Genomic DNA, 24,465 nt, shown 5'->3' with positions numbered 1-24,465 from the left:
GGCGGTTCCCGGGTCTGACGAGCATGCTCATTTAACTTATTATTTTTGAACAAAAATATTCACAATATTGTCATTTTCTCTTGACGCATGCGGCGAATACTGTTGCCATCGCGCCATGGATCGTCAGGCTCAACTCCGCTGGTTTGCACGCGAAGTGCTCCCGCACGAGCCCGACTTGCGCAAATGGCTCGGCGGCCGCGTGCGCGGACTCGATTCCTGCGATGTCGACGAAGTCGTGCAGGAAGCCTATGCGCGGCTCTGGACCGGCGATCCCGACGCGATCCGCAATGCGCGCGCCTATCTGTTCGTGACCGCGCGCCATATTGTGGGCGAGCATCTTCGCCGCTCGCGCATTGTCGCGATCGACCTTGTGGCGGATTTGGACTCGCTGAACATCATTGACGAAGAGATGAGCGTTCACCGACGTCTCAGTGGACAGGAAGAACTGGCGCGTTTGTACGAAATATTGCAGACGTTGCCGCCAAAATGCCGACAGGCATTCGAGCTGAAGAAGTTTCAGGACTTTTCGCAGCGCCGGATCGCCGAACATATGGGAATAGCCGAAAGCACGGTGGAGAAGCATCTCGCCAAGGCGCTTCGGCTCGTTTCCGACGCAATGAAGGAGGCGCCGGCTGGCGCACAGGATGGAAGACAGCGTGAGCGCAGGTTCTGGAAATGGGGCTGACATCGACAGCCAGGCGACAGCCTGGGCGGTCCGGTCGGCCGAGCGCCCGCTAGACAGCGCCGAACAGCGACAGCTCGACGAATGGCTGGAGGCCGACAGCCGGCATCTGGGCGCCTATGTTCGCGCGCAGGCGATCTGGCTCGATGTCGACCGGATCGCTGCGCTCGATGGCGGAACGCAGCGCGATGTCCCTGCGCCCGCCAGCGAACGCCCGTGGCGGCGCTATGCGATGGCGGCGTCCGTCGCGCTGGCCGCTTTCGGTGGCGCCGTCGCCTACGATCATCTGGCCGGGCGGATATCGACCGAACGGGGCGAGGTGCGCCGGATCGCGCTCGACGACGGCTCCATCCTGACGCTCAACGGCAATTCGGCGGTGCAGGTGCGGTACGAGGACGATATCCGCCGGATCGTTCTTCGCCGCGGCGAAGCGTCGTTCGAGGTTGCGCACAATAAGCAGCGACCCTTCGTCGTCAGTGCCGAAGGGCTCGACGTGCGCGCGGTGGGAACCGAATTCGTCGTCGGCATCGAGGATGGCGGGGTCGAGGTCACGGTCGAGGAGGGCGTCGTCGCCGTGGGCGGCAAGGCGAGCGGCTCGGCCCGGCCGCGTTACATTCGCCGCAACGAACAATTCGTCGCGGCCGCGACGGGGCCGCGCAAGGCGGTGCTCGATGCCGCCGACGTCGAACGCCGGATCGCCTGGCGCAACGGCGTACTGGTTTTCGATGGCCAGCAGCTTGGCGCGGCGGCCGCCGAGGTGAATCGCTATTCGGATCTTCGCGTCGTGATCGAGGACCCCACGCTCGCGCGCGCCGAGTTCATGGGCGTCTTCAAGCTCGGCGACGCGCAGGCGTTCGCGGGGGCAGCGGCACAGGCGTTCAACGGCGAGGTCGTGCGCCGCGGCGACGAACTCGTGCTGGTGCGCCAGCAGAATTCTCCGTCGCACTGATAGCGGATTTCCGCACGCCGTCGCTCGTCTGCTTATGGAAGCGCAGGATCGCTCCGGGGCATGAGGGAGGCAAGACGATGAGGTGGGGGCAATTGAGCCGATTCAATTCGCGCACGGTTCTGATGGTCGGTGTGGCGGCAACGATGCTGTGCGCAGCGCCCGCCATGGCGCAGGAACGCCAGCGTTATTCCATCCCCTCGGGCGATGCGGCCCAGACCGTCCAGCGTCTCGCCGTCCAGTCGGGCGTGCAGGTCATGGCGCCCGACGCCGACCTGTCGGGCATCAAGACGAACGCGGTGAACGGCAATTATACGCCGATCGAGGCGTTGCGCCTCATGCTCGCGAATAAGGGACTCGAGGTCGTCCGGAGCGCCAACGGCGCGGTGGTGATCCGCCGCGCGCGGCCGGATCAGGCGGCCGCGGCTGTCCCGGAGACCGTCGGCGAGGAAATCGTGGTCACGGGGTCGCGCATCGAACGTGCGGGTTTCGATACGCTGCAGTCCGCGACCGTGACCGACCGTGAACAGATCGAGCGTCGCGCCTATACCAATGCGATCGAGGCGTTGCAGGACACCCCTGGCTTTGCCCCCGCGGCGAACAGCCAGGTGGGGGCCGCGCAGGCGAATCTCGGGGTGGCGCAAAGCTATTCCAACTATCTGGGCCTCGGATCGCAGCGCACGCTGACGCTTGTCAACGGGCGTCGCTTCGTGTCGTCGAACACGGTGTCGGGCAGCGGCGGCGCAACGTCGCCGGGCTCACAGGTCGACCTCAACCTGATCCCGGTCGGGCTGATCGAACGGATCGAAACGGTCGCGATCGGCGGCGCCCCCGTTTATGGCTCGGATGCGATCGCCGGCACTGTCAACGTGATCCTGAAGGATAATTACGAGGGCCTCGAACTCGCCGGCCAGGCCAGCATCAGCGACCGCGGCGACGCGGCGAACCAGTCGGTCCGCGCCCTGTTCGGCAGGAACTTCGCGGGCGGCCGCGGCAACATCGTGCTCGGCGCCGAATATGTGCGCCAGGAAGGCATGGTGCTCGCCGAGCGGTTCAAGTTCCGCTATCTCACGTCGTCGGGCAACACCAGCCGCACCGACGGCATCCCGGCGCAGATGGTCGTCGACGATCTGCGCTACGCGGCGCTCACCGAAGGGGGGCTGCCCTATCTCAGCGCCGATATCGCGCCGGGTACCAACAGCTATATTCGCGATGCCGCAGGCAACCCCTTGCAGTTCGGCCCGGGCGGAAACCTGGTTCCGTTCGTCCTCGGCGAAAGCTTTTTCGGCGCGAGTTCGGGCCCCTATCCGATTTTCCGTGACGGCGGCGACGGTCTCGATCCGGCACGCCATTTCAGCCTGCTTTCGCCCAACGAGCGCTATCTGCTGAACGCGATCGGCCATTACGACCTGACCGACAATATCACCTTCTTCGTCGAAGGCTCTTACGCACACACCAGCGGGACGAAGATCAGCGACCTGTTCCAGTTCGCCGCGCCCAACATTCTGGGTGGTCCCGTGATCCAGATGAGCATCGACAATCCGTTCCTCAGCCAGCAGGCGCGCGATATACTGGTCGCCAACGGCGTGACGACGTTCAAGCTCAACCGGAACATGAACGACATCGCCGACCGCGTGCCGGGTCGCACCAAGCTCGACGTGTATCGCATCGTCGCAGGCTTCCGTGGCGATTTCGAAGTCGGTGCCGAAAAATGGAACTGGGATCTCGCCTATAATTACGGCCGCAGCCGCAACGAATCGGAATTCAACCAGGTCAATCTGACGCGCTTCCTTCAGGCGATCGATGTCGTCGGAACGCCGGGCAGTCCCGTCTGCCGCGTCGGTGGCAGCTGCGTGCCGCTGAACATCTTCGGCGAAAATGGCTTCTCGGACGAGGCGGCGGAATATGTCGTCGATCGCGGTATCGGGATCAGCATCAACACGCTTCAGACCTTCACGGCGAACCTCGGCGGCAAGCTGCCGTTCGGGATCGCCGATCCCGTCGCATTCAACATCGGCTACGAACATCGCCGCGAATCCGGCAGCTTCGTGCCCGACGATATCCTGAAGGGCGGGATCAGCCTGCTCGGAGGCTCGGCAGCCTTCACCGAGACGCCGCCGTTCAGCTTCAACACCGACGAAGTCTATGGCGAAACCGTCGTGCCGCTGATCGACGAGGAAATGGGCGTTCCGCTGATCCGCGCGCTGCAGTTCGAAGGCGCGCTGCGTTACGTCGACCATTCGACCGCCGGCGGCGATCTGACCTGGTCGGCGGGCGCGCGGCTTCAGCCGAATTTCATCGAAGGGCTGACCTTCCGCGGCGTCTATACCCGCGCGATCCGTGCGCCTTCGATCGTCGAACTGGCGCTGCCGGGGGCGAGCGTGCTGCGGAACGCCAGCGATGTCTGCGCCGCGAGCCGCGTCAATTCGGGGCCAAACCCGGAGGTGCGCCTGGCCAATTGCACCGCCGCGCTCGCGGCGGTCGGCGGGCCTGCTCCCAACGCCTTCAATCCGACGACAAGCGGCGCCTCGCCCTCGGGCAATGTGTCGGGCAATCTCGACCTCGACAACGAGAAGGCCAACAGCTGGTCGATCGGCATGGTCTATCAGCCGCAGGCCGTGCCGGGGCTGCGTTTCGCGATCGACTACAACAACATCGATCTGCGCGACGCGATCACGCGCTTCACCCTCGTGACCGCGCAGGCCGCCTGCTATGACAGCCCGAACTATCCCAACGAAAATGCGTGCAACGCCTTCCGCCGCCTGACCGCGGCCGAGGCGGCGGCCCAGCCGGGTCCGGCGCGCATCGCGGGCGACATCGCCAACGGCTATTCGGAATCCTATTTCAATACGGCATCGCAGAAGTTCGCGGGCGTCCTCGCGCAGCTCGACTACCGTATTCCGGTGCCGAATATCGCAGGTGGTGGCGACAGTGGCGCGCTGCGGCTGGGACTGGGGGCGTTTCGCGTCACCAAATTCACCACGCAGACGTCTTCGGGATCGCCGATCATCGACGTGAAGGGTACGATCGGGACGCCGAAATGGCGCGTCAACGGGCGGATCGGCTATGCCTTCGATCCGTTCGACCTCGATGTCCAGGTCGTCTGGTCGCAAAAGACGGTGATCGACAACACCGCGACCATCGAGGACACGCCGGTGCTGAACTTCCCGTCGTCGACGATCGTCAATTCGACGCTCGGCTTCCGCGTGAACGACAATTTCCGCCTCCAGTTCAGCGTGCGGAACCTCTTCGACCAAGCCGTGCCGTACGAAGGCGAAGTGACGCGTCAGTTCGGTGTCTACGACCCGATCGGCCGCACCTACACGCTACGCGCAGCCGTCAATTTCTGATCGGGCGGGCGGGGCCGAGGCTCCGCCCCCTCGACATATATCCGAGGATAATGATGGTTAGATATCTGCTGCTCGGCGCCAGCCTCGCCTGCATGGCCGTCCCGGCCGCCGGCCGGGAGGAATCGCCCCGGCGCTACACGATCGAGCAGCTCATGGATTCGGATGTGATCGGCGGCCTGTCCTGGTCGCCCGATGACAGCAAGCTGATCTTCACCAGCAATCGTACCGGCATCGCCAACATCTATGAAATGCCGTCGGGCGGCGGGACGCCGGCCCCGCTCACCAACTCGGTCAAGGAAACGGTCAGCGCGATCGGATATTTCCCGGACGACGAGCGGATCCTCTTTTCGAGCGATCAGGGCGGCAACGAACTCGCGCATATCTATGTCCGCGAGCGCGACGGCACGACGCGCGACGTGACGCCGGGTGCGAAGCATGTCGCGCGTTTCGTCGAATGGGCACAGGACGGCAAAAGCTTCTTCGTCCAGACCAACGAGCGCGATCCGCGCTTCTTCGACCTCTACGAGATCCAGTCCGACGGCTATGCCAAGACGAAGCTGTTCGAGAATGACAAGGCGTATCAGGTTCGCGCGGTCAGCCCCGATCGCCGCTATGTCGGGCTCAGCCGGATCGTCGATAATGCGACCAAGCATTGTTATGTCTACGACCGGACCGCGGCGAAGCTGATCCAGCTGACCGCCGAGGGCAAGCCGGTCGCGTGCGAGCCGCAGACGTTTTCCGACAAGGGCGCGCAGCTTTTCTATACCACCGATGACGGGGGCGAGTTCGCTTTCCTCGTTCGGCAGGACCTGACCACGGGGAAGCGCGTGACCGTGTTCAAGCCCGACTGGGACGTGCAGGGTGCGAATCTGTCGCGCGACGGCAGGACGCTGGTCGTTTCGGTCAACGAGGATGCACGTTCGCGCCCCTATCTGTTCGACGCCGCGACCTTCAAGCCGCAGGGTCTCGCCGACCCGATGCCGGGTGCGAGTGCCGGGCTGCTGCTCGCCAACCATGCTAAAAAGGCGCTCGTGAGCGCCTCGAACGGCGCCACGCCGGGTGAAATCCTGTCGCTCGACCTTGCCACGGGCACACGCACACCGCTCCTCAACGCGCGTGCGCCCGGCGTGGCACCGGGCGATCTGGTGGCGGGCGAGGTCGTGCGCTTCAAGTCGTACGACGGTGTTACGGTGCCCGGCATCCTTTATGTACCGAAGGGCGCGAAGAAGGGCGACGCGCTTCCTGCCGTCATCCACGTTCACGGCGGGCCCGGCGACGAAAGCAAGATCGGCTATCGTCCGTTGCAGCAATATCTCGCCAACCATGGCTATGTGGTGTTCGAGATCAACAATCGTGGCAGCAGCGGATCGGGGCGGACCTTCTACCATCTCGACGACCGCAAGCATGGCGACGCCGATCTCGACGACGTCGTAGCAGCGAAAAAGATGCTGGCGGACACGGGCTTCGTCGACCCTGCCAAGGTCGTGATCCAGGGGCAGAGCTACGGCGGCTATATGACGCTCGCCGGGCTCGCCTTCCGCCCCGATGCGTTCGCGGCGGGGGTCGATATCTATGGCGTGTCGAACTGGCCGCGCCTGCTCGCCAACACGCCGAGCTGGTGGGAGGATCTGCGCCGGCTGCTCTTCACCGAGGTCGGCGACCCCGAAAAGGACGCCGACTATCTCCGCAAGATTTCGCCGGTGTTCCACGCGGAGAATATCAGGAAGCCGCTGCTCGTGCTCCAGGGCGCGAACGATCCGCGCGTGCTGCCGGTCGAGTCCGAGGATATCGTCGCCAGGGTGAAGGCGAACGGCGTGCCGGTCGATTATGTCGTCTTTCCCGACGAGGGGCATGGCTTTCGCAAGAAGGCGAACCAGATCGTCGCCTATCGCAAGATCCTCGAATTCCTCGATACGCATGTGAAGGGCGTGCCGGCCAGGGCGGCCGCTGCCGAAACGGCGGTTTCGCCCCTCGGCGATTTCCCGATCGGCCAGTGAGCGACCCTCGTATCAGTCGCCGCGAACTGATCGCAGCGGGCGCACTCGTCGCCGCAACCCCCGCGTGGGCGGCGGCCGCTCCGGACGAGGGTGCACGCCTCGACGCTTTCTTCGAAAGCGTCTTTCAGCGCGATCTGGCGCGCAATCCCGCGGCGCAATCGTCGATGGGGGTGACCGGCGGCACGGCGGGATGGTGGCCCGATGTCAGCCAGGCGCGCGCCGACGAGAATGTCGCGCTGGTGCGGCGCGACCTTGCCGAACTGCGTCGCTTTGATCGCGCCACGCTGTCTCCTCAGGCGCAGCTCAGTTACGATCTTTTCGCCTATGACGCCGAAGAGGCAGTCGAGCGCCACCGCTGGCGCGGCAATCATTATCCTGTTTGCCAGATGCGCGGTCCACAACGCGACATTCCGCAGACGCTGATCAACAATCACCCCATCGCGAACGTCGCCGACGCCGAGGCCTATGTCGCGCGGCTGCACGCGGTGCGTTCCTATCTGGCGGCGGTCGTGACGGGGCTCGAGCGGCAGGCCGCGAACGGCGTCGTCCCGCCACCCTTCTCGGCGCCGCTCGTCATCGGCAATTGCGAGAAACTGATTACCGGCGCACCGTTCCAGCCGGGCGCGCCCGACAGCCCGATCCTCGCCGATTTCCGCGGCAAGCTCGCGAAGATTCCGGTCGATGACGCCGAAAAGGCGCGGCTGGTGAAAGCGGCCGAAGCCGGACTCGTCGAAGGTTTCGGGCCCGGATTCCGGGAACTCATCGATCATCTTCGCGCGATCAGGTGCGGTGCGAACTGCAACGATGGCGTCTGGCGTTTGCCCGATGGCGACGCCTATTATGCCGCACAGCTTCGCTGGAACACGACGCTGCCGCTTTCGCCCGCCGACGTGCATCGCATCGGCCTCGAAGAGACTGCGCGTCTCCACGGCGAGATGCGTGCGGTGGCGAAGCGCGCGGGCTTCGCGGGTACGCTGCCCGAGCTTTTCGCGCATGTCCGCACCGACGATAGCTTCTATTATCCCGACACCGCCCAGGGGAAAGCGGCCTATCTCGACGCGATGCGCGCGAAGATCGCCGCCGTGACCGCGCGCCTCGGCGAACTGACGAACCATGTCCCCAGCGCCGACGTGCTGGTGAAGCCGGTCGAACCCTGGCTCGAAGCGTCGGCGGGCACCGCGGGCTATTTCGCGCCCTCGGCCGACGGATCGCGCCCCGGCATCCTCTACGTCAACACGCGCGACATGCGGAACCTGCCGATCTTCGAATTGTCGGCGCTTTCCTATCATGAAGGCGTGCCCGGCCATCATCTCGAAAAGGCGGTGACGCGCGCGCTGACCGGGCTGCCGAAATTCCGCGCCTTCGGCGGCTATACCGCTTTCAGCGAGGGCTGGGCGCTGTTCGCCGAGCAGTTGCCGATCGACATGGGGTTCTATGACGATCCCTGGCAGGAGTTCGGGCGCCTTTCGATGGAACTGATGCGCGCGGGGCGCCTCGTTACCGACACCGGCGTGCACGCGCTGCGCTGGAGCCGCGAACAGGCGGTGGCGTGGCTCGACGAAAATACGCCGGCGAACCACGCCGACAATGTCACGGCGATCCAGCGCTACATCGTCACACCCGGGCAGGCCTGTGCATATGAGATGGGCAAGCTCAAGCTGGTCGAACTGCGCGACCGGGCGCGAACGAGGCTTGGCGGCGCGTTCGATATTCGCCGTTTCAACGACCGCGTCCTCGGCAGCGGAGCGCTGCCGCTCCCGATGCTCGAAGCCGGCGTCGATGCGTGGATCGCGACGGGAGGACAGGCATGATCAGCAGGCGAAATTTCATCGGATCGGCGGTGCTCGCGGGTGCGACGCTGGTCGCGCCGCCGGTCTTCGCCATCCAGACCGGCGAGGATGCGCGCCTCGACGCCTTTTTCGAGGCGATCTTCCAGCGCTCGCTCGACCGCAGCCCGACGCGCCAGTCGGCGCTCGGCATTCGCCGCGATCAGGACAAGTGGGACGATATCAGCGAGGCGCGCGAGCTCGAGGATCACCGGCTGCGCGAGGCCGACCATGCCGCGCTCAAGGGCTTCGACGCCGCGAAGCTGTCGCCGCAGGCGGCGCTCAGCCTTCGCATGTTCGCACGATCGACCGAGCTTGCGCTTCGCGACTTCAAATGGCGCCATCATGATTATGTGATGACCCAGATGGGTGGCGTGCATACGCGCGTGCCCAGCACGCTGACCAACAGTCATCCGGTCACGAACAGGGCCGACGCCGAGGCCTATATCAAGCGGCTCGAAGCCATCGCGCCGCTGATGGCGCAGGCGGTCGAGCGAATGGCGGCGCAGGAGGCGAAGGGAATCCGGCCGCCGCGCTTCGTCTATGGCCTTGTCCTCGAACCTTGCCTCAACCTGCTCAAGGGGACGCCGTTCGAGGGCGAAGGCGACAGCCCGGTCTTCGCCGATTTCAAAGGCAAGATTGCGAAAGCGGATCTGTCCGAGGCCGAGCGCGCTGACCTCCTCGTCCGCGGTATCGCGGCGCTGCAGGGCGGGTTCGCGGCGGGCTATGGCGCGTTGATCGCGCATCTGCGCGCTGCCGAAGCGAAAGCCGACGAAACCGCAGGCGTCTGGAAGTTGCCCGACGGCCAAGCCTATTATGCGGCGCAACTCGAAAGCTACACGACCTTGCCGCTGAAGGCCGCCGACGTCCATGCGCTGGGCCTGACAGAAGTCGCCGGCATCCACGACGCGATGCGCGCGATCATGAAACAGGTCGGCTTCGCGGGCGATTTGCAGGCCTTCTTCGCCTTCATGCGCAGCGATCCGCGCTTCTATCATCCCGATACCGACGCCGGCCGTGCCGCCTATGTCGTCGAGGCCAATGCGCTGCTGGACGAGATCCGCGCGCGGCAGGGCGAGCTGTTCGCGCATCTGCCCAAGGCGCCGGTCGAAGTCCGCGCGATCGAGGCATGGCGCGAGAAATCGGCGCCCAAGGCGCATTATCGCAACCCGCCGCAGGACGGATCGGCCCCCGGCATCTTCTATATCAACCTGGCCGACATGAAGGCGCAGCCGCGCTACCAGCTCGCCGCGACGCTTTATCACGAGGCCATCCCCGGCCATCATGTCGAAACCTGCGTCGCGCACGAGATGGAGGGGCTGCCCAAGTTCCGCCGCTTTGCGAGCATCGCCGCCTTTTCCGAAGGCTGGGGGCTCTATTCGGAATTGCTGCCGAAGGAGATGGGGCTCTATGCCGATCCCTATTCGGACTTCGGGCGCCTTTCGCTGTCGCTGATGCGCGCATGCCGCCTGGTGGTCGACACCGGCATCCATGCGCTCAAATGGACGCGCGAGCAGGGCATTGCCTATTTCGACGCGAACATGCCGTCGAGCCATTACGACAATCAGCGCGAGGTCGAACGCTATATCGTCATCCCGGGGCAGGCGACCTCCTATTATATCGGGATGCAGAAGATCATCGAACTGCGCGCCCGTGCGCGCGCCAGACTCGGCGACCGGTTCGACCTTCGCCGTTTTCACGACATCACCTTGGGCGCGGGGCCGCTGCCGCTGCCGCTGCTTGAAGAACGCATCGACGGATGGATCGCCGGGGGAGGGCAATCGGCATGATGAGAATATCGGCACTCCTGCTGGCGCTCGGTGGCGCTTCCGTAGCGCACGCGGCGCCGCCGCATTACGATGTCGCGGCGAAATTCGACCCGCAAGGCGCGCTCGACGCCGACGTCACAATCACGCTCAGCGAGGCCGAAGCCGAAAAGGCCTTCCTGCTTTCGGACCGCTTCACCCTGCAGCCGATGGAACTGCCGTCGGGCGTCACCATGTCGGTCGAACCGTCGACCTCGCCGATGCCTGCGCTCAACAAATACAGCTTTCGCTTCGCGGCGCCGACGACCGATCCGGTCAAGTTGCGTTTCCGTTATGCGGGACCGATCCTTACCGAGCATGACAGCGGCAACAAGCCGCTGCGGCCCGAAGGCTATGAGCTGTTCATCGACCATATGTGGTTCCCGGTGGGCGCCGATATCCAGACGCGCTTTACCGTCGACGCGGCGATCGACGGGCTCGCTCCCGACCTCGTCGTCGTTGCGCAGGGCGATGTGACGCGAACCGCGACGGGCGTGCGGATCCACCGCGACTTTCTCGACATCGACCTGCCGATGGTCGCGATGCACGGGCTGCAGCGTGCCGAGGCGCATGGCGTCGAATTCTATTCGCGCGATCTGTCGACGCAGCTGTCGGGCTGGTACGTCAAGCATGCCGAGGGCGCGGCGCGCTATTTCGAAACGATGTTCGGCCCGTTGCCGCGCAAGGTGCGGATGGCGCAGGTCTGGCGCGACCGCTCGATGGGCTATGCGCGCACCGCCTATACGGTCTTGTCCGAAGGCGGGCGCAACACTCCCGACATCACCGAGGTCAATCCCGGCCGCTACGTCGCGCACGAGGTCGCGCACGCCTGGTGGATGCTCGCGAGCCCGCTGACCGACGATTTCTGGCTCGTTGAATCGGCGGCCGAATATATGTCGATGCGCTATGTCGAACATGCCTTCGGCGCCGGGGAGCTGGCGAAGAATATCGCGGCCAAGCGCGACGCGACCAAGGATGCCGGACCCGTCATGGGTCACGGCCGCCCGAACCGCGTCCAGCTCTATGGCAAAGGGCCGCTGCTGCTGCTCGATCTCGAACATCGCATCGGGCGCCCCGCGATGGACCGGCTGATGATCGCGATGGCCAAGGAACCCGTCCATACGACACCGGTCTTCCTGAAGCACCTGACCGCGATCGCCGGCGCCGACGCCGCGAACGAGTTCGAAAAGGCGCTCCATATATGATCGTCTCGCGCCGCGCGCTGATCGGCGGCGTGGCGGCGCTGGGGTTGGCGGGGCCTGCCCGCGGTGCGGATTTCGGCGCCGCGCGCTACGGCAGGGCGATGGTCATCGACGGGCTGTCGTCGCTGGGCGCGCTCGACCCGAAGGCGCCGGGCATCGCGGACCAGCTCGCCGCCTATCGAGCGTCGGGGCTGACCGCGATTCACCAGACGGTCGGGGCGGCGGGCAATACGCCCGGACGTTATGAGGAAACGCTGCGTCGCATCGCGCGCTACACGCGCTTCATTCAGGCACTTCCCGATCATCTGCTGCACGTCCGCACGGCCGCCGATCTGGCAGCCGCGCGGGCGAGCGGGCGGCTCGGCGTCATCTTCGGTTTCCAGGACACGGTGCCGCTCGAAACCGAGGCGGGGCGGCTCGACCTGTTCGATGTGCTCGGCGTCCGGATCGTCCAGCTCACCTACAACAAGCGCAACCTCGTCGGTGACGGCTGCCTTGAGCCCGGCAATGCGGGGCTCAGCGACTATGGGCGCGAGGTGGTGGCGGGGCTCAACGCGCGGCGGATGATGGTCGACGCGAGCCACGCCGCGCAGCGCACGATTGCCGAGGCGATCGCAGCCTCGACCGCGCCGATCGCGATCAGCCATACCGGCTGCCGTGCCCTGAACGACGTGCCGCGCAACACGACCGACGCCGAACTCCGCGCGCTGGCGGACAAGGGCGGCGTCGCCGGCATCTATTTCATGCCGTTCCTTCGTGCGAGCGGACAGTCGCGCGCCGGGGACGTCATTCGCCACATCGAACATGCGGTGAAGGTCGCTGGCGAGGACCATGTCGCGCTCGGCACCGACGGCGGCATTCGCGGGGTCGAACTCAATGCCGAATATGCCGAAGGCCAGCGCCGCTTCTACGAAGAACGCAAGGCGATGGGGATCGCGGCGCCGGGCGAGGCCCCCGACGTGTTCAACCTGATTCCAGAGTATAACGAACCGGCGCGCTTCCTGAAGCTTGCCGACGACCTCGCCGCGCGCGGCTGGCCGGCGCGGCGTATCGAAAAGCTGCTCGGGGTCAATTTCGCTCGGCTATGCGCCGATGTCTGGGGTCGCTGATCCGCCGCGCCCTTCGCCGCGGCGGCGTAGCAGCTCGGCCGCGCCCAGCAACAACGTCGACGCGACAATCAGCAGCGTCGCCGCGGCGGCGATCGCCGGGCTGATCTGTTCGCGCACCCCTTCGAACATCTGGATCGGCAGCGTCCGCTGTTCGGGACCCGCGATGAACAGGGCCACCGTCGTTTCGTCGAACGAGGTCATGAAGGCAAAGACCGCACCCGCGGCGACGCCCGGTGCGATCAGCGGCACGAGAACGCGGGTCAATATGGTGAGCGGCGGCGCGCCGAGGCTGGCGGCGGCGCGCAACAGCTCGGTATCGAGCCCGCGCAGGGCGGCATGGACCACGATCACCACAAAGGGCACCGCGAGCGCACTGTGCGCGATGATCAGCCCGAGCGAGCCATTGACGAGCCCCAGCGGCGCGAAAAGAAAATAGAAGGCGATCGCGACCACCACGACCGGTACCACGAGCGGCGCGGTGATCAGCGCGACGATCACGGTTTTCGCGCGCGAGCGCATATAGGCGAGCCCGATCGCCGCGAGCGTGCCGAGCGGGGTCGCGATCAGCGTCGTCGCGACGGCGATCTTCAGGCTGTTGCCGAATGCGTGGGTCCACTGCGGCGATTCGGCGAGCGTCCGGTACCAGCGCAACGAAAACTCACCCTCGGGAAAGACGAGAAAGGTCGTCGGATTGAGCGAGAGCGGAATGACCGCAAGGATCGGCAGCACCAGAAAGGCGAAGACGAGGACCGAAAAGCCGATCAGCGCGGCACGGCCGGCGCGCTCCGACCGGGACCGGCAGGCGCTCATGCCGGCACCGTCCGGACCATCGTCCGGCCGGCGAAGATCATCAGCAGCAGCGGCAGCAGAAGCAGCAGGCTGAGCGCCGCCGCCATGCCCCAGTTGAGCGACTGGTTGGTGTAGAAGGCGATCGACGCGCTGATCATCTGGTCGGCGCCGCCGCCGACGAGCGCGGGGGTGACATAATAGCCGAGCGCGAGGGTGAAGACGATGATCGCCCCGGCCGCGACGCCGGGCAATGTCTGCGGCAGGTAGACGGACAGGAACGCGCGGACCGGGGGTGCGCCGAGCGAACTTGCCGCGCGCATCGCCGTCGGCGGAATGCCCTTCATCACGCCATAGAGCGGCAGGATGAAGAAGGGCAGCAGGACGTGCGTCATCGCGATATAGACGCCGAGCCGGTTGTAGATAAGCTGAAGCGGCGCATCGATCAGTCCGACGGCCTGCAGCGCGTTGTTCACGACGCCGTTGGTCTGGAGGAACACCGCCCATGCCGCAGTGCGAACGAGGGCCGAGGTCCAGAAGGGCAGGAGTATGAGGATCAACAGCGGGTTGGCCTTCCGCTCGGGCAGCGAAGCGAGCAGGTAGGCGACCGGATAACCGAGCGCGATGCAGAGTAGCGCGACGATCGCACTGATCTTGAAGGTGCGCAGGTAGATATTCGTAAAAACGGCCTGTTCGGCAGGAACGTTGACGATCCTGTCGTCGGCGTCCAGCCGCCGATCGAGCGCGGCGAGCAGATAGTGGCTCGTCAGCGGTCCGTCGGCGTGACGCATCGCAGCCCAGATCTCGGGTCGCTCCCACCGCGGGTCGATCCGCGCGAGGTCGGCGATCCCGTTTGCGGGCGCGCCCGCATGCAGCCGGTCGGCGGTGGCGTAGAGCAGGCTGCGCGAGCCGACCATGTCGTAATTGAGCCGATTCGCGACCTGGTTGAGCGTTCCCTCTTGCCGCGCGGTCCGAATTTCGCGCGCGACGGTTCGTGCAAGGGCTTCCGGCGGCAATCCCTCGCCATCCCATTGCCGGAGGGCCACCGCGCTGTCGGGCCAGACGCGTTCGAGATCGCGGTCGATCACCGCGCGCGACAACATCATCAGCACGGGTGCGACGAAGCTCGCGAGCAGGAACAGGAGCAGCGGCGCGACGAGCGCGAAGCGCCACCAGCGCCGGAGCTCCGGCAACTTAGCGCGCGACCCAGGCATTGAACCGCTGGGTGAGCTGGTCGCCATATTCGACCCAGAAATTGGCGTCGAGTTCGAGCGCGCCGGCCATGTTCGCCGGGTCGCTCGGCGTGTCGAGCTTGAGCTTGGGATCGACGCGCCGGTTCGCCTCGATGTTGGTGAGGCCGGTCGGGATATGGCTGGCGAGCCGCATCTGGTTTTCGGGCTGCGTCATGTAGCGGAGCAGTTGCGCCGCTTCGGCCTTGCGCGGGCTGTTGGCGAGGATCACCCAATAATCGACCGCATAGATATTCCCGTGCCAGTCGAGTTTGAAATTGCGGCCCTCGGTGCGGTTCGCGACGATCAGCCGGCCGGGGCTCGTCACCGACATCACGACCTCGCGCGAACCGAGAAGGTCGGGGACCTGCGAGATCGACGTCCACCAGATGACGTTGGGCTTGATCTCGTCGAGCTTGCGGAAGGCGCGGTCGACGCCTTGGGGCGTCCGCAGCGTCGGATAGACCTGATCGGGCGGCACGCCATCGGCCATCAGCGCGAATTCCAGCGAATATTTGGGCGTCTTGCGCATGCCCCTTTTGCCGGGAAAGCGTTTGACGTCCCAGAAGTCCGCCCAGCTCCGTGGCCCGGGTCCCTTGATCCGGTCGCCGTCGTAGCCGATCACATAGGACCAGAGCATCGCGCCCACCCCGCAATCGTGCACCGCCGCGGGCAGGAATGCCTCGCGCCCGCCCAATGCGGCCCAGTCGAGCCGCTGGAACAGCCCTTCCTCGCAGCCGAGGATCAGATCCTCGGTCTCGACCTGCACGATGTCCCAACTCGTGTCGCCGCCGACGACCTTGGTGCGGATCACACCGACGCCGCCGCGCCAGCTATCCTCGCGCAGCGGAATTCCCGTGGTGCGCGAAAAGGAGCTCCAATAGGCCTTGCGATGCGCGTCCTGCGACGATCCGCCCCAGCCGACGACGGTGAGTGGGCGGAGCTCCGAACTCGACCCGCACGCGGTCACACTGGCGGCAAGCGCTGCGATGCCCGCGAGGCGTGCCCAGCTCTTCATGCGACCGCCTTTCGCCACGCGGCTGCTCCGTCTTCGGCGGGGAAGGCAAAGCAGCGATCGGTGCACCAGCCGATCGGAAGCCGCTGGCCCGCCGCAAAACCCCTGGCGCTCGGCATCCGGATCACGAGCGTTCCGCCACCGTCGAGCGCCGCGCGGATGCGGCTGTGATCGCCGTGATAGGCAAGCTCTTCGACCCGCGCCTCGATGGCGTTGCAGCAGGCGGGCGGCGTGATGCCCGTTTCGACATGTTCGGGGCGGATGGCCGCGATCACGCTGTCGCCGGGCATCATCGCACCGGTCGCCATCGCGCGCACGATCTGTCCGCCGGGCAGCCGGATGGCGCATTGATCGTCGTGCCGCGTCACCACCGTGCCCGTCAGCATGTTGTTCTCGCCGACAAAAGCCGCGACGAAGGCGTTTTGGGGCTTTTCATAGATGGCGTCGGGGCGGCCGATCTGCTGGATGCGTCCGCCTGCGAACACCGCGATCCGGTCCGACATCGTCAGCGCTTCGCCCTGATCGTGGGTGACATAGACGATGGTCAGGCCCAAGGCGCGCTGGATGCGCTTGATTTCAGCCTGCAGATGTTCGCGAAGCTGACGGTCGAGCGCGCCGAGCGGTTCGTCCATCAGCACCAGGTCGGGTTCGAACACCAGTGCGCGCGCAAGCGCGACGCGCTGGCGCTGCCCGCCGGACAAGGCGTCGGGGCGCCGATCCCCGAGCCCCTCGAGTTTCACCAGCGACAGGACGTTCGCGACCTTCTTCGCCGCTTCGCTTCCCCTGATCCCGCGCACGCGCAGCGGGAAGGCGACATTTTCTACGACGCTCATATGCGGGAACAGCGCATAATTCTGGAAAACGACGCCCATGTTGCGCCGGTAGGGCGGCCGGTCGGCGAGCGATGCGCCGCCGAGCAATATCTCGCCCGCGCTCGGGGTTTCGAATCCCGCGAGCATCATCAGCGTCGTCGTCTTTCCCGATCCCGACGGGCCGAGCAGCGTCAGAAATTCGCCGCGCTCGATCGCGAGGTCGAGATCGGCGACGGCGGCGGGGCCGCCCCCGACATAGCGTTTCTCCACACCGCGAAACTCGACGAGAGGGAAGGCGACGGTCATTCGCCGGCCAGCGCCCGATAGACTGCGCCCAGCCGTCCGACTCCGTCGTCGATCTGCGCGGGGGTCGTATAGCTGAAGGACAGGCGGATATGGTTCCGCGGCGCTGCGGCGCCTTGCGCGGCAAAAAAGCGGCTGCCGGCGATAAGATGGACCCCGGCGGCGTGTGCGCGGGCGGCGAGAAGGTCGCCGTCGACATGTTCGGGCAGCGTCAGCCAGACATAATAGCCCCCCTCGGGCACAGCGACGACGGCATCGGGCAGCTCGCGTGCGACCGCCGCCACGATATGGTCCCGGCGTTCGCGATAAGCCGCCTGTACGCGCGCGACATGTTCGGGAAACCGATCCGAGCGTGCGAATTCATGGATGATCCGCTGGATGAGCGGCGACGATCCGCCCTCGGACTTGAGCTGGACCATGCGCGCGACGAGCGCGGGCTCGGCGGCGACCCAGCCGATCCGGAGGCCGGGCGCGACGAGCTTTGAAAATGTCCCGAGATGAAAGACCGAGCCCGATCGGTCGAGCGCTTTCAGCAGCGGCGCGTCAGGCCCGTCGAAGCGCACGCGGCGATAGGGGCTGTCCTCGACGATCGGAATGCCGCGCGCTTCCGCCAGCGCGACCAATGCCTCGCGCCGTGCCGCCGACATCGTGGCGCCGGTCGGATTATGGAATTCGGGGATATTGTAGATGAATTTGGGGGCCGCCTTGCCGACCGCGGCGCGGGCGTCGAGCGCGGCTTCGAGTGCGGCGACGTCGAGCCCGGCATCATCCTGGCCGATCTCGACGAATTCGGCGCCATGGTTGCGGAAAATGGGGATGGCGGTGAAATAGGTCGGCGCCGTGACGACGATCGCGTCGCCTTCGTCGAGCAGCAGCCGGCATACCAGGTCGATGCCCTGCTTGGCGCCGTTGGTGATGAGGATATGGTCCGCGGTCAGCGCGCAGCCGTCCTCGTTCATCCAGTTCGCGAGCCATTCGCGCAGATAGGGCTGCCCGCGACCGGAGGCATATTGCAACACCTCCTCGCGGTGGGCGGTCAGCGCATCGGCGGCGAATCCGCTGAGGTCCGGAAGCAGCTGCGGCGCTGCGAAGCCCGAATCGAACAGGATGATCTCGTCGCCGAATTCGGACGGAAAATGGGGAGCGGGAAGCTGCGTCGAAAGATGTTCGGCCCGGCGCGCCAGGCAATTGTCATTCCACAAATTTCGGCCCCTCCATTGCCCCGCCTGGCGCGGAACATCTCACCCTGCCGAGAACGATGGTTCGGGGCGGCGAATCCGCCATCGCCGACCGACCAAAAAACGAATGGCGGATTCGGGGTGTTCGTCACTCATGCAGATCGGGGAGGCGATAAAATGACGTCGACGATGAAGCATCTGGGCCGGGCGTGCATCGCGATGATATCGCTGGCGACTGCCGGTGCCGCGATCGCGGCCCCTGGCGCACCCGATGATCCCTTCCCGGCGACTTATCGCCCCGCCGCATCGGGTCCACTGGCGCTCGTCGGCGCGACGGTACTCACGGGCACCGGCGCCGAAATCGCCGACGCGACGGTCTTGATCGCAAGCGGCAAGATCGAGGCGGTGGGTGCGAAGCTCCCCGTGCCCGAAGGCTATGCCCGGGTGGACGGTCGCGGCAAATGGGTGACCCCCGGGATCATCGACGCGCATTCGCACCTCGGCGTTTATCCGTCGCCTGCGACGCCGTCGCACGAGGACGGCAACGAAGCCGTGTCGCCGAACACGGCAGAGGTCTGGGCCGAACATTCGGTATGGCCGCAGGATCCGAAGTTCCGCCTCGCACGGGCCGGCGGGGTGACCAGCCTGATGATCCTTCCCGGTTCGGCCAACCTGTTCGGCGGCCGTTCGGTGACGCTGAAGAATGTGCCGTCGGTGACGACGCAAGGGATGAAGTTCCCGGGCGCGCCCTATGGCCTGAAGATCGCGTGCGGGGAGAATCCGAAGCGCGTCTATGGCGGCAAGGGACGCTCGCCCGCGACGCGGATGGGCAATGTCGCGGGATATCGCAAGGCGTGGATCGACGCCGCCGATTACGTCCGCCGACAGGACAGGTGGGACGCGGGCGGCAAGGCCGGCGATCCACCGAAGCGCGACCTGCAGCTCGAAACGCTCGCCGGCGTGCTGCGCGGTGAGATCCTCGTCCAGAACCACTGCTACCGCGCCGACGAGATGGCGGTGATGATCGATGTCGCGCGCGAGTTCGGGTTCAAAATCCGCGCGTTCCACCACGCCAATGAGGCGTTCAAGATCGCGCCGCTGCTCGCGAAGGAAGATATTTGCGTCGCGACCTGGGCGAACAGCTGGGGCGCCAAGATGGAATCGCTCGACGGGATCGAGGAGAATGCCCCCATGATCGACGCCGCCGGTGGCTGCGCTATCATCCATTCGGACGACGGCCTGCTTGTCCAGCGGCTCAATCAGGAAGCCGGAATCGCGATGACCGCCGCCAACCACGCCGGCCTGTCCATAAGTCGTGGCGAGGCGATCAGGTGGGTTACCGCAAATCCCGCGAAGGCGATGGGCATCGCCGACAAGGTCGGCACGCTCGAGCCCGGCAAGATGGCCGACGTCGTGCTGTGGAGCGCGAACCCGTTCAGCGTGTATGCGCTCGCCGATCGCGTCTGGGTCGACGGGGTGATCCAGTGGGACCGGAGCGACCCGCGCTACCAGAGACCGTCGGACTTCGTGGTCGGGCAGCCGGGGCAGGAGTTCGCGCGATGATCCGCCTGCTAGCCGCTGCGCTGGCCCTCGCCGCTGCGCCCGCTGCGGCCGAAACCGTCGCGATCACCGGAGGGCGTGTGGTCACCATGGGACCGGCGGGCGAGATGGAGCGCGGCACGGTGGTGATCCGCGATGGACGGATTGTCGCGGTCGGAGCGGATATCGCCGTCCCCGCCGATGCGAAGACCGTCGATGCGACCGGCAAGATCGTGACCCCCGGGCTCGTCGCGACGGGTACGGCCCTCGGGCTGATCGAGGTGCGCTCGGTCGAGACAACCGACGATCGCGGGACCGCCGCGACCGACTTCAGCGCGGCTTTCGATGCGGGCTATGGCCTCAATCCCGACTCGCTGCTGATCCCCGTCGCGCGGCTCGGCGGCATCACCCGCGCCATCACGACGCCGGCCTATAAGGACAGGAGCGACCGCGAGCTGCTTTTCGCGGGACAAGCGGCCGCGGTCGCGCTCGATGGGCGCGCGATGCTGATGAAGCGCGGTGTCGCGATGGTGCTTGACATGGGTGACGCGGGCGCCGAGCGCGCGGGTGGCGCCCGCGCCGCCGAACTGGTCGCGCTGCGCGCGCTTTTTGCCGAGGTGCGCGATTACAAGGCGCGGCGCGCGGCTTATGATCGCGGCAAAACGCGCGATTATACCCTGTCGCGCGCCGACATGGACGCGCTGATCCCGGTCGTCGAGGGACGGATGCCGCTGCTCGTCAGTGTGAACCGAGCGGCCGACATTCGCGATGCGCTGGCGCTCGGCCGCGAAGAACGGCTGAAGCTGATTCTCGAAAGTGCGAGCGAGGGCTGGCGCGTCGCGGGCGAGATCGCCGCCGCGGGGGTTCCGGTTCTTCTGACGCCGGTCGAAAATACCCCGGCGTCGTTCGAGATGCTGGGTGCGACCCTGACCAACGCCGCACGCCTCGCCGCCGCGGGCGTCATCATCGCGATCGAAGGCAATGGCAATCATCGCGAGCGCGAGATGCGTTACAATGCAGGCAACGCCGCCGCGAACGGGCTCGACCGGAAGGCGGCACTCGCCGCGATCACGATCAACCCCGCGCGCATTTTCGGGCTCGCCGACCGTATCGGTTCGCTGGAAGCGGGCAAGGAGGGCGACGTCGTGATCTGGGACGGCGATCCGCTCGACACACTCGCGCGCCCGACCGCGATCTTCATCCGCGGCGAGGCGCAGCCGATGACGTCGCGCGCGACCGAGCTTCGCGACCGCTATCTTTCCGCCATCCCGCCTTCTGCCAATGGAGAAACGCCATGAACGCCAATCGCCTTCTCGTCCTTTATTCAGGCGTGCTCACAGCCGCCTGCGCGATCGCCATGGCGACCAGCGCCGGCGCCGACACCGCACCCGCCAAGGCGGCTTTCGACGAGATCGACGTCAAGCGGATCAACATTCGCGAGGATGACGGGACGATCCGCATGATCGTGTCGAACACCAGCCGCTCGCCGGGTATCATCATGCACGGCAAGGAACGCCCGCATCCGAGCGGCAACCGCGGCGCCGGGATCATCTTCTACAACAACGAAGGATCCGAAAACGGCGGGCTGACCTTCAGCGGCCAGAAGGGCCCCGACGGCAAGGTATCGGGCGGCGGCCATCTGAGCTTCGACCAATATGAGCAGGATCAGGTCATCCAGCTGACGCAGAGCGAATATGACGGTCGGCGCTGGGCCGCGATGGTCGTCAACGACCGCCCCGACGCGGCGCTCGATTTCGACATGGCCGAGCGGCTGTCGAAAATGCCCGACGGGCCCGAAAAGACCGCCGCGCTGCAAAAGGTGCAGGCCGACGGCAGCTTTGGTCGTCAGCGCCTGTATGTCGGCAAGACCCGCGACCGCGAGTCGGCGGTGATGCTGAACGACGCGATGGGGCGTCCGCGCATCCTGATGAAGGTCACTCCCGACGGCAAGGCGTCGATCGACTTCCTCGACGACAAGGGCGGCGTGATCCGCTCGGTTACCCCCGACGCCAAATGAGGCGCGCGGCGTTCGTCCTTCTCACGGCCACCGCGCTGGCCGGATGCGCCGCGTCCGGGCGCCCGCAACCGGCGTCGGCGCCCGCCGCCGACGCGGCGCCGGTATTCGACCGCGATCCCTATCCCAGCACCTATCATGCGCCCGCTGTCGAGCGCGTCGCGTTGGTGGGTGCCACCGTGCTGACCGCGACGGGCGAAGAGATCGCGAACGGTACCGTGCTGATGGAGGGCGGCAAGATTGCCGCCGTCGGCGCGTCGCTCGCGGTGCCGGACGGCTATCGGACGATCGATGCGCGCGGCAAATGGGTAACCCCGGGGGTCATCGATGCGCACTCGCATCTCGGGGCTTGGGCACAGCCCGAGTCGGTCGACGCGCATAACGACGTCAACGAGATGACCGATCCCAATACCGCGCTGGTGTGGGTCGAGCATTCGGTCTGGCCGCAGGATCCCGGTTTCGATGCCGCGCGCGAGGCTGGCGTCACGACGATGATGATCCTGCCCGGATCGGGAAATCTGTTCGGCGGGCGGACGGTGACGTTGAAGAACGTGCCCTCGGTGACGATGCAGGGAATGAAGTTCCCGGGCGCCCCCTATGGCCTGAAGATCGCGTGCGGGGAGAATCCCAAGCGCGTCTATGGCGGCAAGGGGCGCTCGCCAGCGACGCGAATGGGCAATGTCGCGGGCTATCGCAAGGCGTGGATCGACGCACAGGACTATGCGCGCCGCCGGGACAAATGGGAGGCGTCCGGCCGGACCGGCGAAGCGCCGAAGCGCGACTTGCAGCTCGAAACGCTCGCCGGGGTGCTGAAGGGCGAAATCCTCGTCCAGAATCATTGCTATCGCGCCGACGAGATGGCGAACATGATCGATGTCTCGCGCGAATTCGGGTTCAAAATCCGTACCTTCCATCACGCCAACGAGGCGTACAAGATCGCGCCGTTGCTGGAGAAGGAAGACATTTGCGTCGCCACCTGGGCCAGTTGGTGGGGATACAAGATGGAGGTGTTCGATGCGATCGAGGAGAATGCGGCGCTGGTCCACGCGGCGGGCGGCTGTGCGATCATCCATTCGGACGATCCGATCGTCATCCAGCGACTGAACCAAGAAGCCGCGGCGGCGCTGTCGGCAGCATGGCGCGCGGGCATCCGGATCAACAAGGCCGATGCGATCCGCTGGTTCACCGCCAATCCGGCGAAGGCGCTCGGCATCGCCGATCGCGTCGGCACGATCGAGCCCGGCAAGAATGCCGATGTCGTATTGTGGAGCCACGACCCGTTCAGCATCTATGCGCGCGCCGAAAGGGTCTGGATCGACGGCGGCATCGTTTTCGACCGCGCCGACGTGCGCTATCGCCGCCATTCCGACTTCCTGCTTGGCCAACCCGGAGAGAAAAGATGACCCGCCGGCTCGCCGCGCTCGTAGCGCTTCTTCTCGCGGCGCCCGCTTCGGCCGAGACGATCGCGATCGTCGATGCGCGGCTGATGACGATGACGGGCGCCGGAGAAATCGACGGGGGGACGATCGTGATCCGCGACGGACGCATCGCGGCGCTCGGCGCCCGTGTCGCGGTCCCGGCCGATGCGCGGGTCATCGACGGGCGCGGCGGGGTCGTGACTCCGGGCTTTATCCAGGCCGACAGCACGCTGGGAGCGGTCGAGGTCAGCCAGGTTCCGACGAGCGCGGATCGAGCGACGCACAGCGCGGCGATCAGCGCGGGCTTCGACATTTCGCTCGGCCTCAATCCCGACTCGATCCTGCTGCCTGTATCGCGGCTGGCGGGCATCACCCACGCGGTGACCACGCCGCCCTATGACGACCGTCGCGGGCGCGCGCTGCAATTCGCCGGGCAGGCCGCGGTGATCGATCTTGCCCAGCGGCCGCAGATGGTGACGCGTCCGCGCGCCGCCATGGTGCTGGAGATGGGCGAGGGCGGTGCCGGGCGCGCGGGCGGCGCGCGCGGATCGGCGATCGTCCAGCTGCGTACGACATTGGCCGACGTTCGCCATTTTGCTGCGCACCGCGCGGCATATGATCGCGGCGAAGGGCGGCCGCAGAGCTTGTCGCGCGTTGACCTCGAGGCGCTTGTACCGGTGGTTCAGGGGCGCATGCCGCTGATCGTCAAGGTCGACCGGGCGTCGGACATCAGCGAAATGATCGCGCTCGCGCGCGAAGAGAAGCTGCGCGTCATCATCGACGGTGCGGAGGAGGGGTGGCGCGTCGCGGACGAGATATCCGCGGCGAACGTCCCCGTCATCCTCGACCCGCTCGCCGATCTGCCGCGCAGCTTCTCCGAGCTTGGCGCGACGATGGAAAATGCCGCGCGGCTTCACGCCGCGGGGGTAACTATCGTCATCAAGACGGGAAGCGGCGTCGCGCATCGCGCGCGCGAATTGCGCTATGGTGCGGGCAACGCCGTCGCCTGGGGCTTGCCGCATGAGGCCGCGGTGGCGGCGATCACCGTCAATCCCGCGCGCGTCTTCGGCGTCGCCGACCGTGTCGGGACGCTGGAGGCGGGGCGCGCCGCCGACCTCGTGCTGTGGAACGGCGATCCGCTCGAACCGCTGTCGCAGCCACAGGCGCTGTTCGTCGAGGGGGTGGAAAAGCCGCTGACCGCCCGCCCGCTCGATTTGCGCGACCGGTACATGCCGCCATCACCCTGACCCGTTG

18 protein-coding genes are annotated in these 24,465 nt (G+C 66.2%); 13 read left to right on the top strand and 5 right to left on the bottom strand.

The genetic code is table 11. The annotated features are described in order from the left end of the window. Positions 1-115: 115 nt before the first annotated feature. The 8 genes from JHC57_RS01445 to JHC57_RS01410 all read left to right on the top strand — a co-directional run bounded on the left by JHC57_RS01445 (position 116) and on the right by JHC57_RS01410 (position 12,917). A complete protein-coding gene (locus JHC57_RS01445) occupies positions 116-685 on the top strand; it encodes a sigma-70 family RNA polymerase sigma factor (RefSeq protein ID WP_294028027.1) in 570 nt (189 codons plus the stop codon). Beyond that, complete coding sequence (locus JHC57_RS01440) at positions 657-1,631, top strand: FecR family protein (protein ID WP_294028025.1); 975 nt, start codon at positions 657-659, stop codon at positions 1,629-1,631. Before JHC57_RS01445 ends, JHC57_RS01440 begins: the two co-directional genes overlap by 29 nt. Positions 1,632-1,723: 92 nt before the next feature. Then, on the top strand, positions 1,724-4,978 hold the full coding sequence (locus JHC57_RS01435) for a TonB-dependent receptor (RefSeq protein WP_294028024.1): 3,255 nt from the start codon (positions 1,724-1,726) through the stop codon (positions 4,976-4,978). Positions 4,979-5,031: 53 nt separating this feature from the next. Then, entirely contained in the window at positions 5,032-6,975 is a 1,944-nt protein-coding gene (locus JHC57_RS01430; protein ID WP_294028022.1) for a S9 family peptidase, read from the top strand. Beyond that, complete coding sequence (locus JHC57_RS01425; RefSeq protein ID WP_294028020.1) at positions 6,972-8,786, top strand: DUF885 family protein; 1,815 nt, start codon at positions 6,972-6,974, stop codon at positions 8,784-8,786. Before JHC57_RS01430 ends, JHC57_RS01425 begins: the two co-directional genes overlap by 4 nt. Then, positions 8,783-10,591, top strand: a complete 1,809-nt coding sequence (locus JHC57_RS01420; RefSeq protein ID WP_294028018.1) for a DUF885 family protein — start codon at positions 8,783-8,785, stop codon at positions 10,589-10,591. The genes JHC57_RS01425 and JHC57_RS01420 overlap by 4 nt, the downstream gene beginning before the upstream one ends. After that, positions 10,588-11,811, top strand: coding sequence for a hypothetical protein (locus tag JHC57_RS01415; protein WP_294028017.1), 1,224 nt, complete (start codon positions 10,588-10,590; stop codon positions 11,809-11,811). Before JHC57_RS01420 ends, JHC57_RS01415 begins: the two co-directional genes overlap by 4 nt. Further along, the gene (locus JHC57_RS01410) at positions 11,808-12,917 is read left to right on the top strand and encodes a membrane dipeptidase (RefSeq protein WP_294028015.1); all 1,110 of its coding nucleotides are present in this window, start codon (positions 11,808-11,810) and stop codon (positions 12,915-12,917) included. Before JHC57_RS01415 ends, JHC57_RS01410 begins: the two co-directional genes overlap by 4 nt. Here JHC57_RS01410 and JHC57_RS01405 read toward each other — a convergent pair. The 5 genes from JHC57_RS01405 to JHC57_RS01385 are packed head-to-tail and all read right to left on the bottom strand — an operon-like array spanning position 12,891 to position 18,264. Continuing rightward, positions 12,891-13,727, bottom strand: coding sequence for an ABC transporter permease (locus tag JHC57_RS01405; RefSeq protein WP_294028013.1), 837 nt, complete (start codon positions 13,725-13,727; stop codon positions 12,891-12,893). The genes JHC57_RS01410 and JHC57_RS01405 overlap by 27 nt on opposite strands. Continuing rightward, positions 13,724-14,896, bottom strand: a complete 1,173-nt coding sequence (locus tag JHC57_RS01400; protein ID WP_294028011.1) for an ABC transporter permease — start codon at positions 14,894-14,896, stop codon at positions 13,724-13,726. Before JHC57_RS01400 ends, JHC57_RS01405 begins: the two co-directional genes overlap by 4 nt. A gap of 1 nt (position 14,897) precedes the next feature. Beyond that, positions 14,898-15,950, bottom strand: coding sequence for a polyamine ABC transporter substrate-binding protein (locus tag JHC57_RS01395; protein ID WP_294028009.1), 1,053 nt, complete (start codon positions 15,948-15,950; stop codon positions 14,898-14,900). Next, a complete protein-coding gene (locus JHC57_RS01390; protein ID WP_294028008.1) occupies positions 15,947-17,065 on the bottom strand; it encodes an ABC transporter ATP-binding protein in 1,119 nt (372 codons plus the stop codon). The genes JHC57_RS01395 and JHC57_RS01390 overlap by 4 nt, the downstream gene beginning before the upstream one ends. Continuing rightward, positions 17,062-18,264, bottom strand: coding sequence for a PLP-dependent aminotransferase family protein (locus JHC57_RS01385; RefSeq protein WP_294028006.1), 1,203 nt, complete (start codon positions 18,262-18,264; stop codon positions 17,062-17,064). Before JHC57_RS01385 ends, JHC57_RS01390 begins: the two co-directional genes overlap by 4 nt. 153 nt (positions 18,265-18,417) lie before the next feature. Here JHC57_RS01385 and JHC57_RS01380 point away from each other — a divergent pair, with 153 nt between their 5' ends. From JHC57_RS01380 to JHC57_RS01360, 5 genes are read left to right on the top strand one after another with little or no spacing between them, the layout of a single operon-like run. Then, the gene (locus tag JHC57_RS01380; protein WP_294028004.1) at positions 18,418-19,803 is read left to right on the top strand and encodes an amidohydrolase; all 1,386 of its coding nucleotides are present in this window, start codon (positions 18,418-18,420) and stop codon (positions 19,801-19,803) included. After that, positions 19,800-21,077: an amidohydrolase family protein gene (locus JHC57_RS01375; protein ID WP_294028002.1), complete on the top strand. Its 1,278-nt coding sequence runs from the start codon at positions 19,800-19,802 to the stop codon at positions 21,075-21,077. The genes JHC57_RS01380 and JHC57_RS01375 overlap by 4 nt, the downstream gene beginning before the upstream one ends. Beyond that, on the top strand, positions 21,074-21,796 hold the full coding sequence (locus tag JHC57_RS01370) for a hypothetical protein (RefSeq protein WP_294028001.1): 723 nt from the start codon (positions 21,074-21,076) through the stop codon (positions 21,794-21,796). The genes JHC57_RS01375 and JHC57_RS01370 overlap by 4 nt, the downstream gene beginning before the upstream one ends. Then, on the top strand, positions 21,793-23,196 hold the full coding sequence (locus JHC57_RS01365) for an amidohydrolase (protein WP_294027999.1): 1,404 nt from the start codon (positions 21,793-21,795) through the stop codon (positions 23,194-23,196). The genes JHC57_RS01370 and JHC57_RS01365 overlap by 4 nt, the downstream gene beginning before the upstream one ends. Continuing rightward, the gene (locus JHC57_RS01360; RefSeq protein WP_294027997.1) at positions 23,193-24,458 is read left to right on the top strand and encodes an amidohydrolase family protein; all 1,266 of its coding nucleotides are present in this window, start codon (positions 23,193-23,195) and stop codon (positions 24,456-24,458) included. The genes JHC57_RS01365 and JHC57_RS01360 overlap by 4 nt, the downstream gene beginning before the upstream one ends. Positions 24,459-24,465 lie beyond the last annotated feature (7 nt).

Source organism: Sphingopyxis sp., assembly GCF_016463645.1.
Lineage (GTDB): Bacteria > Pseudomonadota > Alphaproteobacteria > Sphingomonadales > Sphingomonadaceae > Sphingopyxis.
Note: the sequence above shows the minus strand (reverse complement) of the source record. Positions and strands in the feature narration are given on the sequence as shown.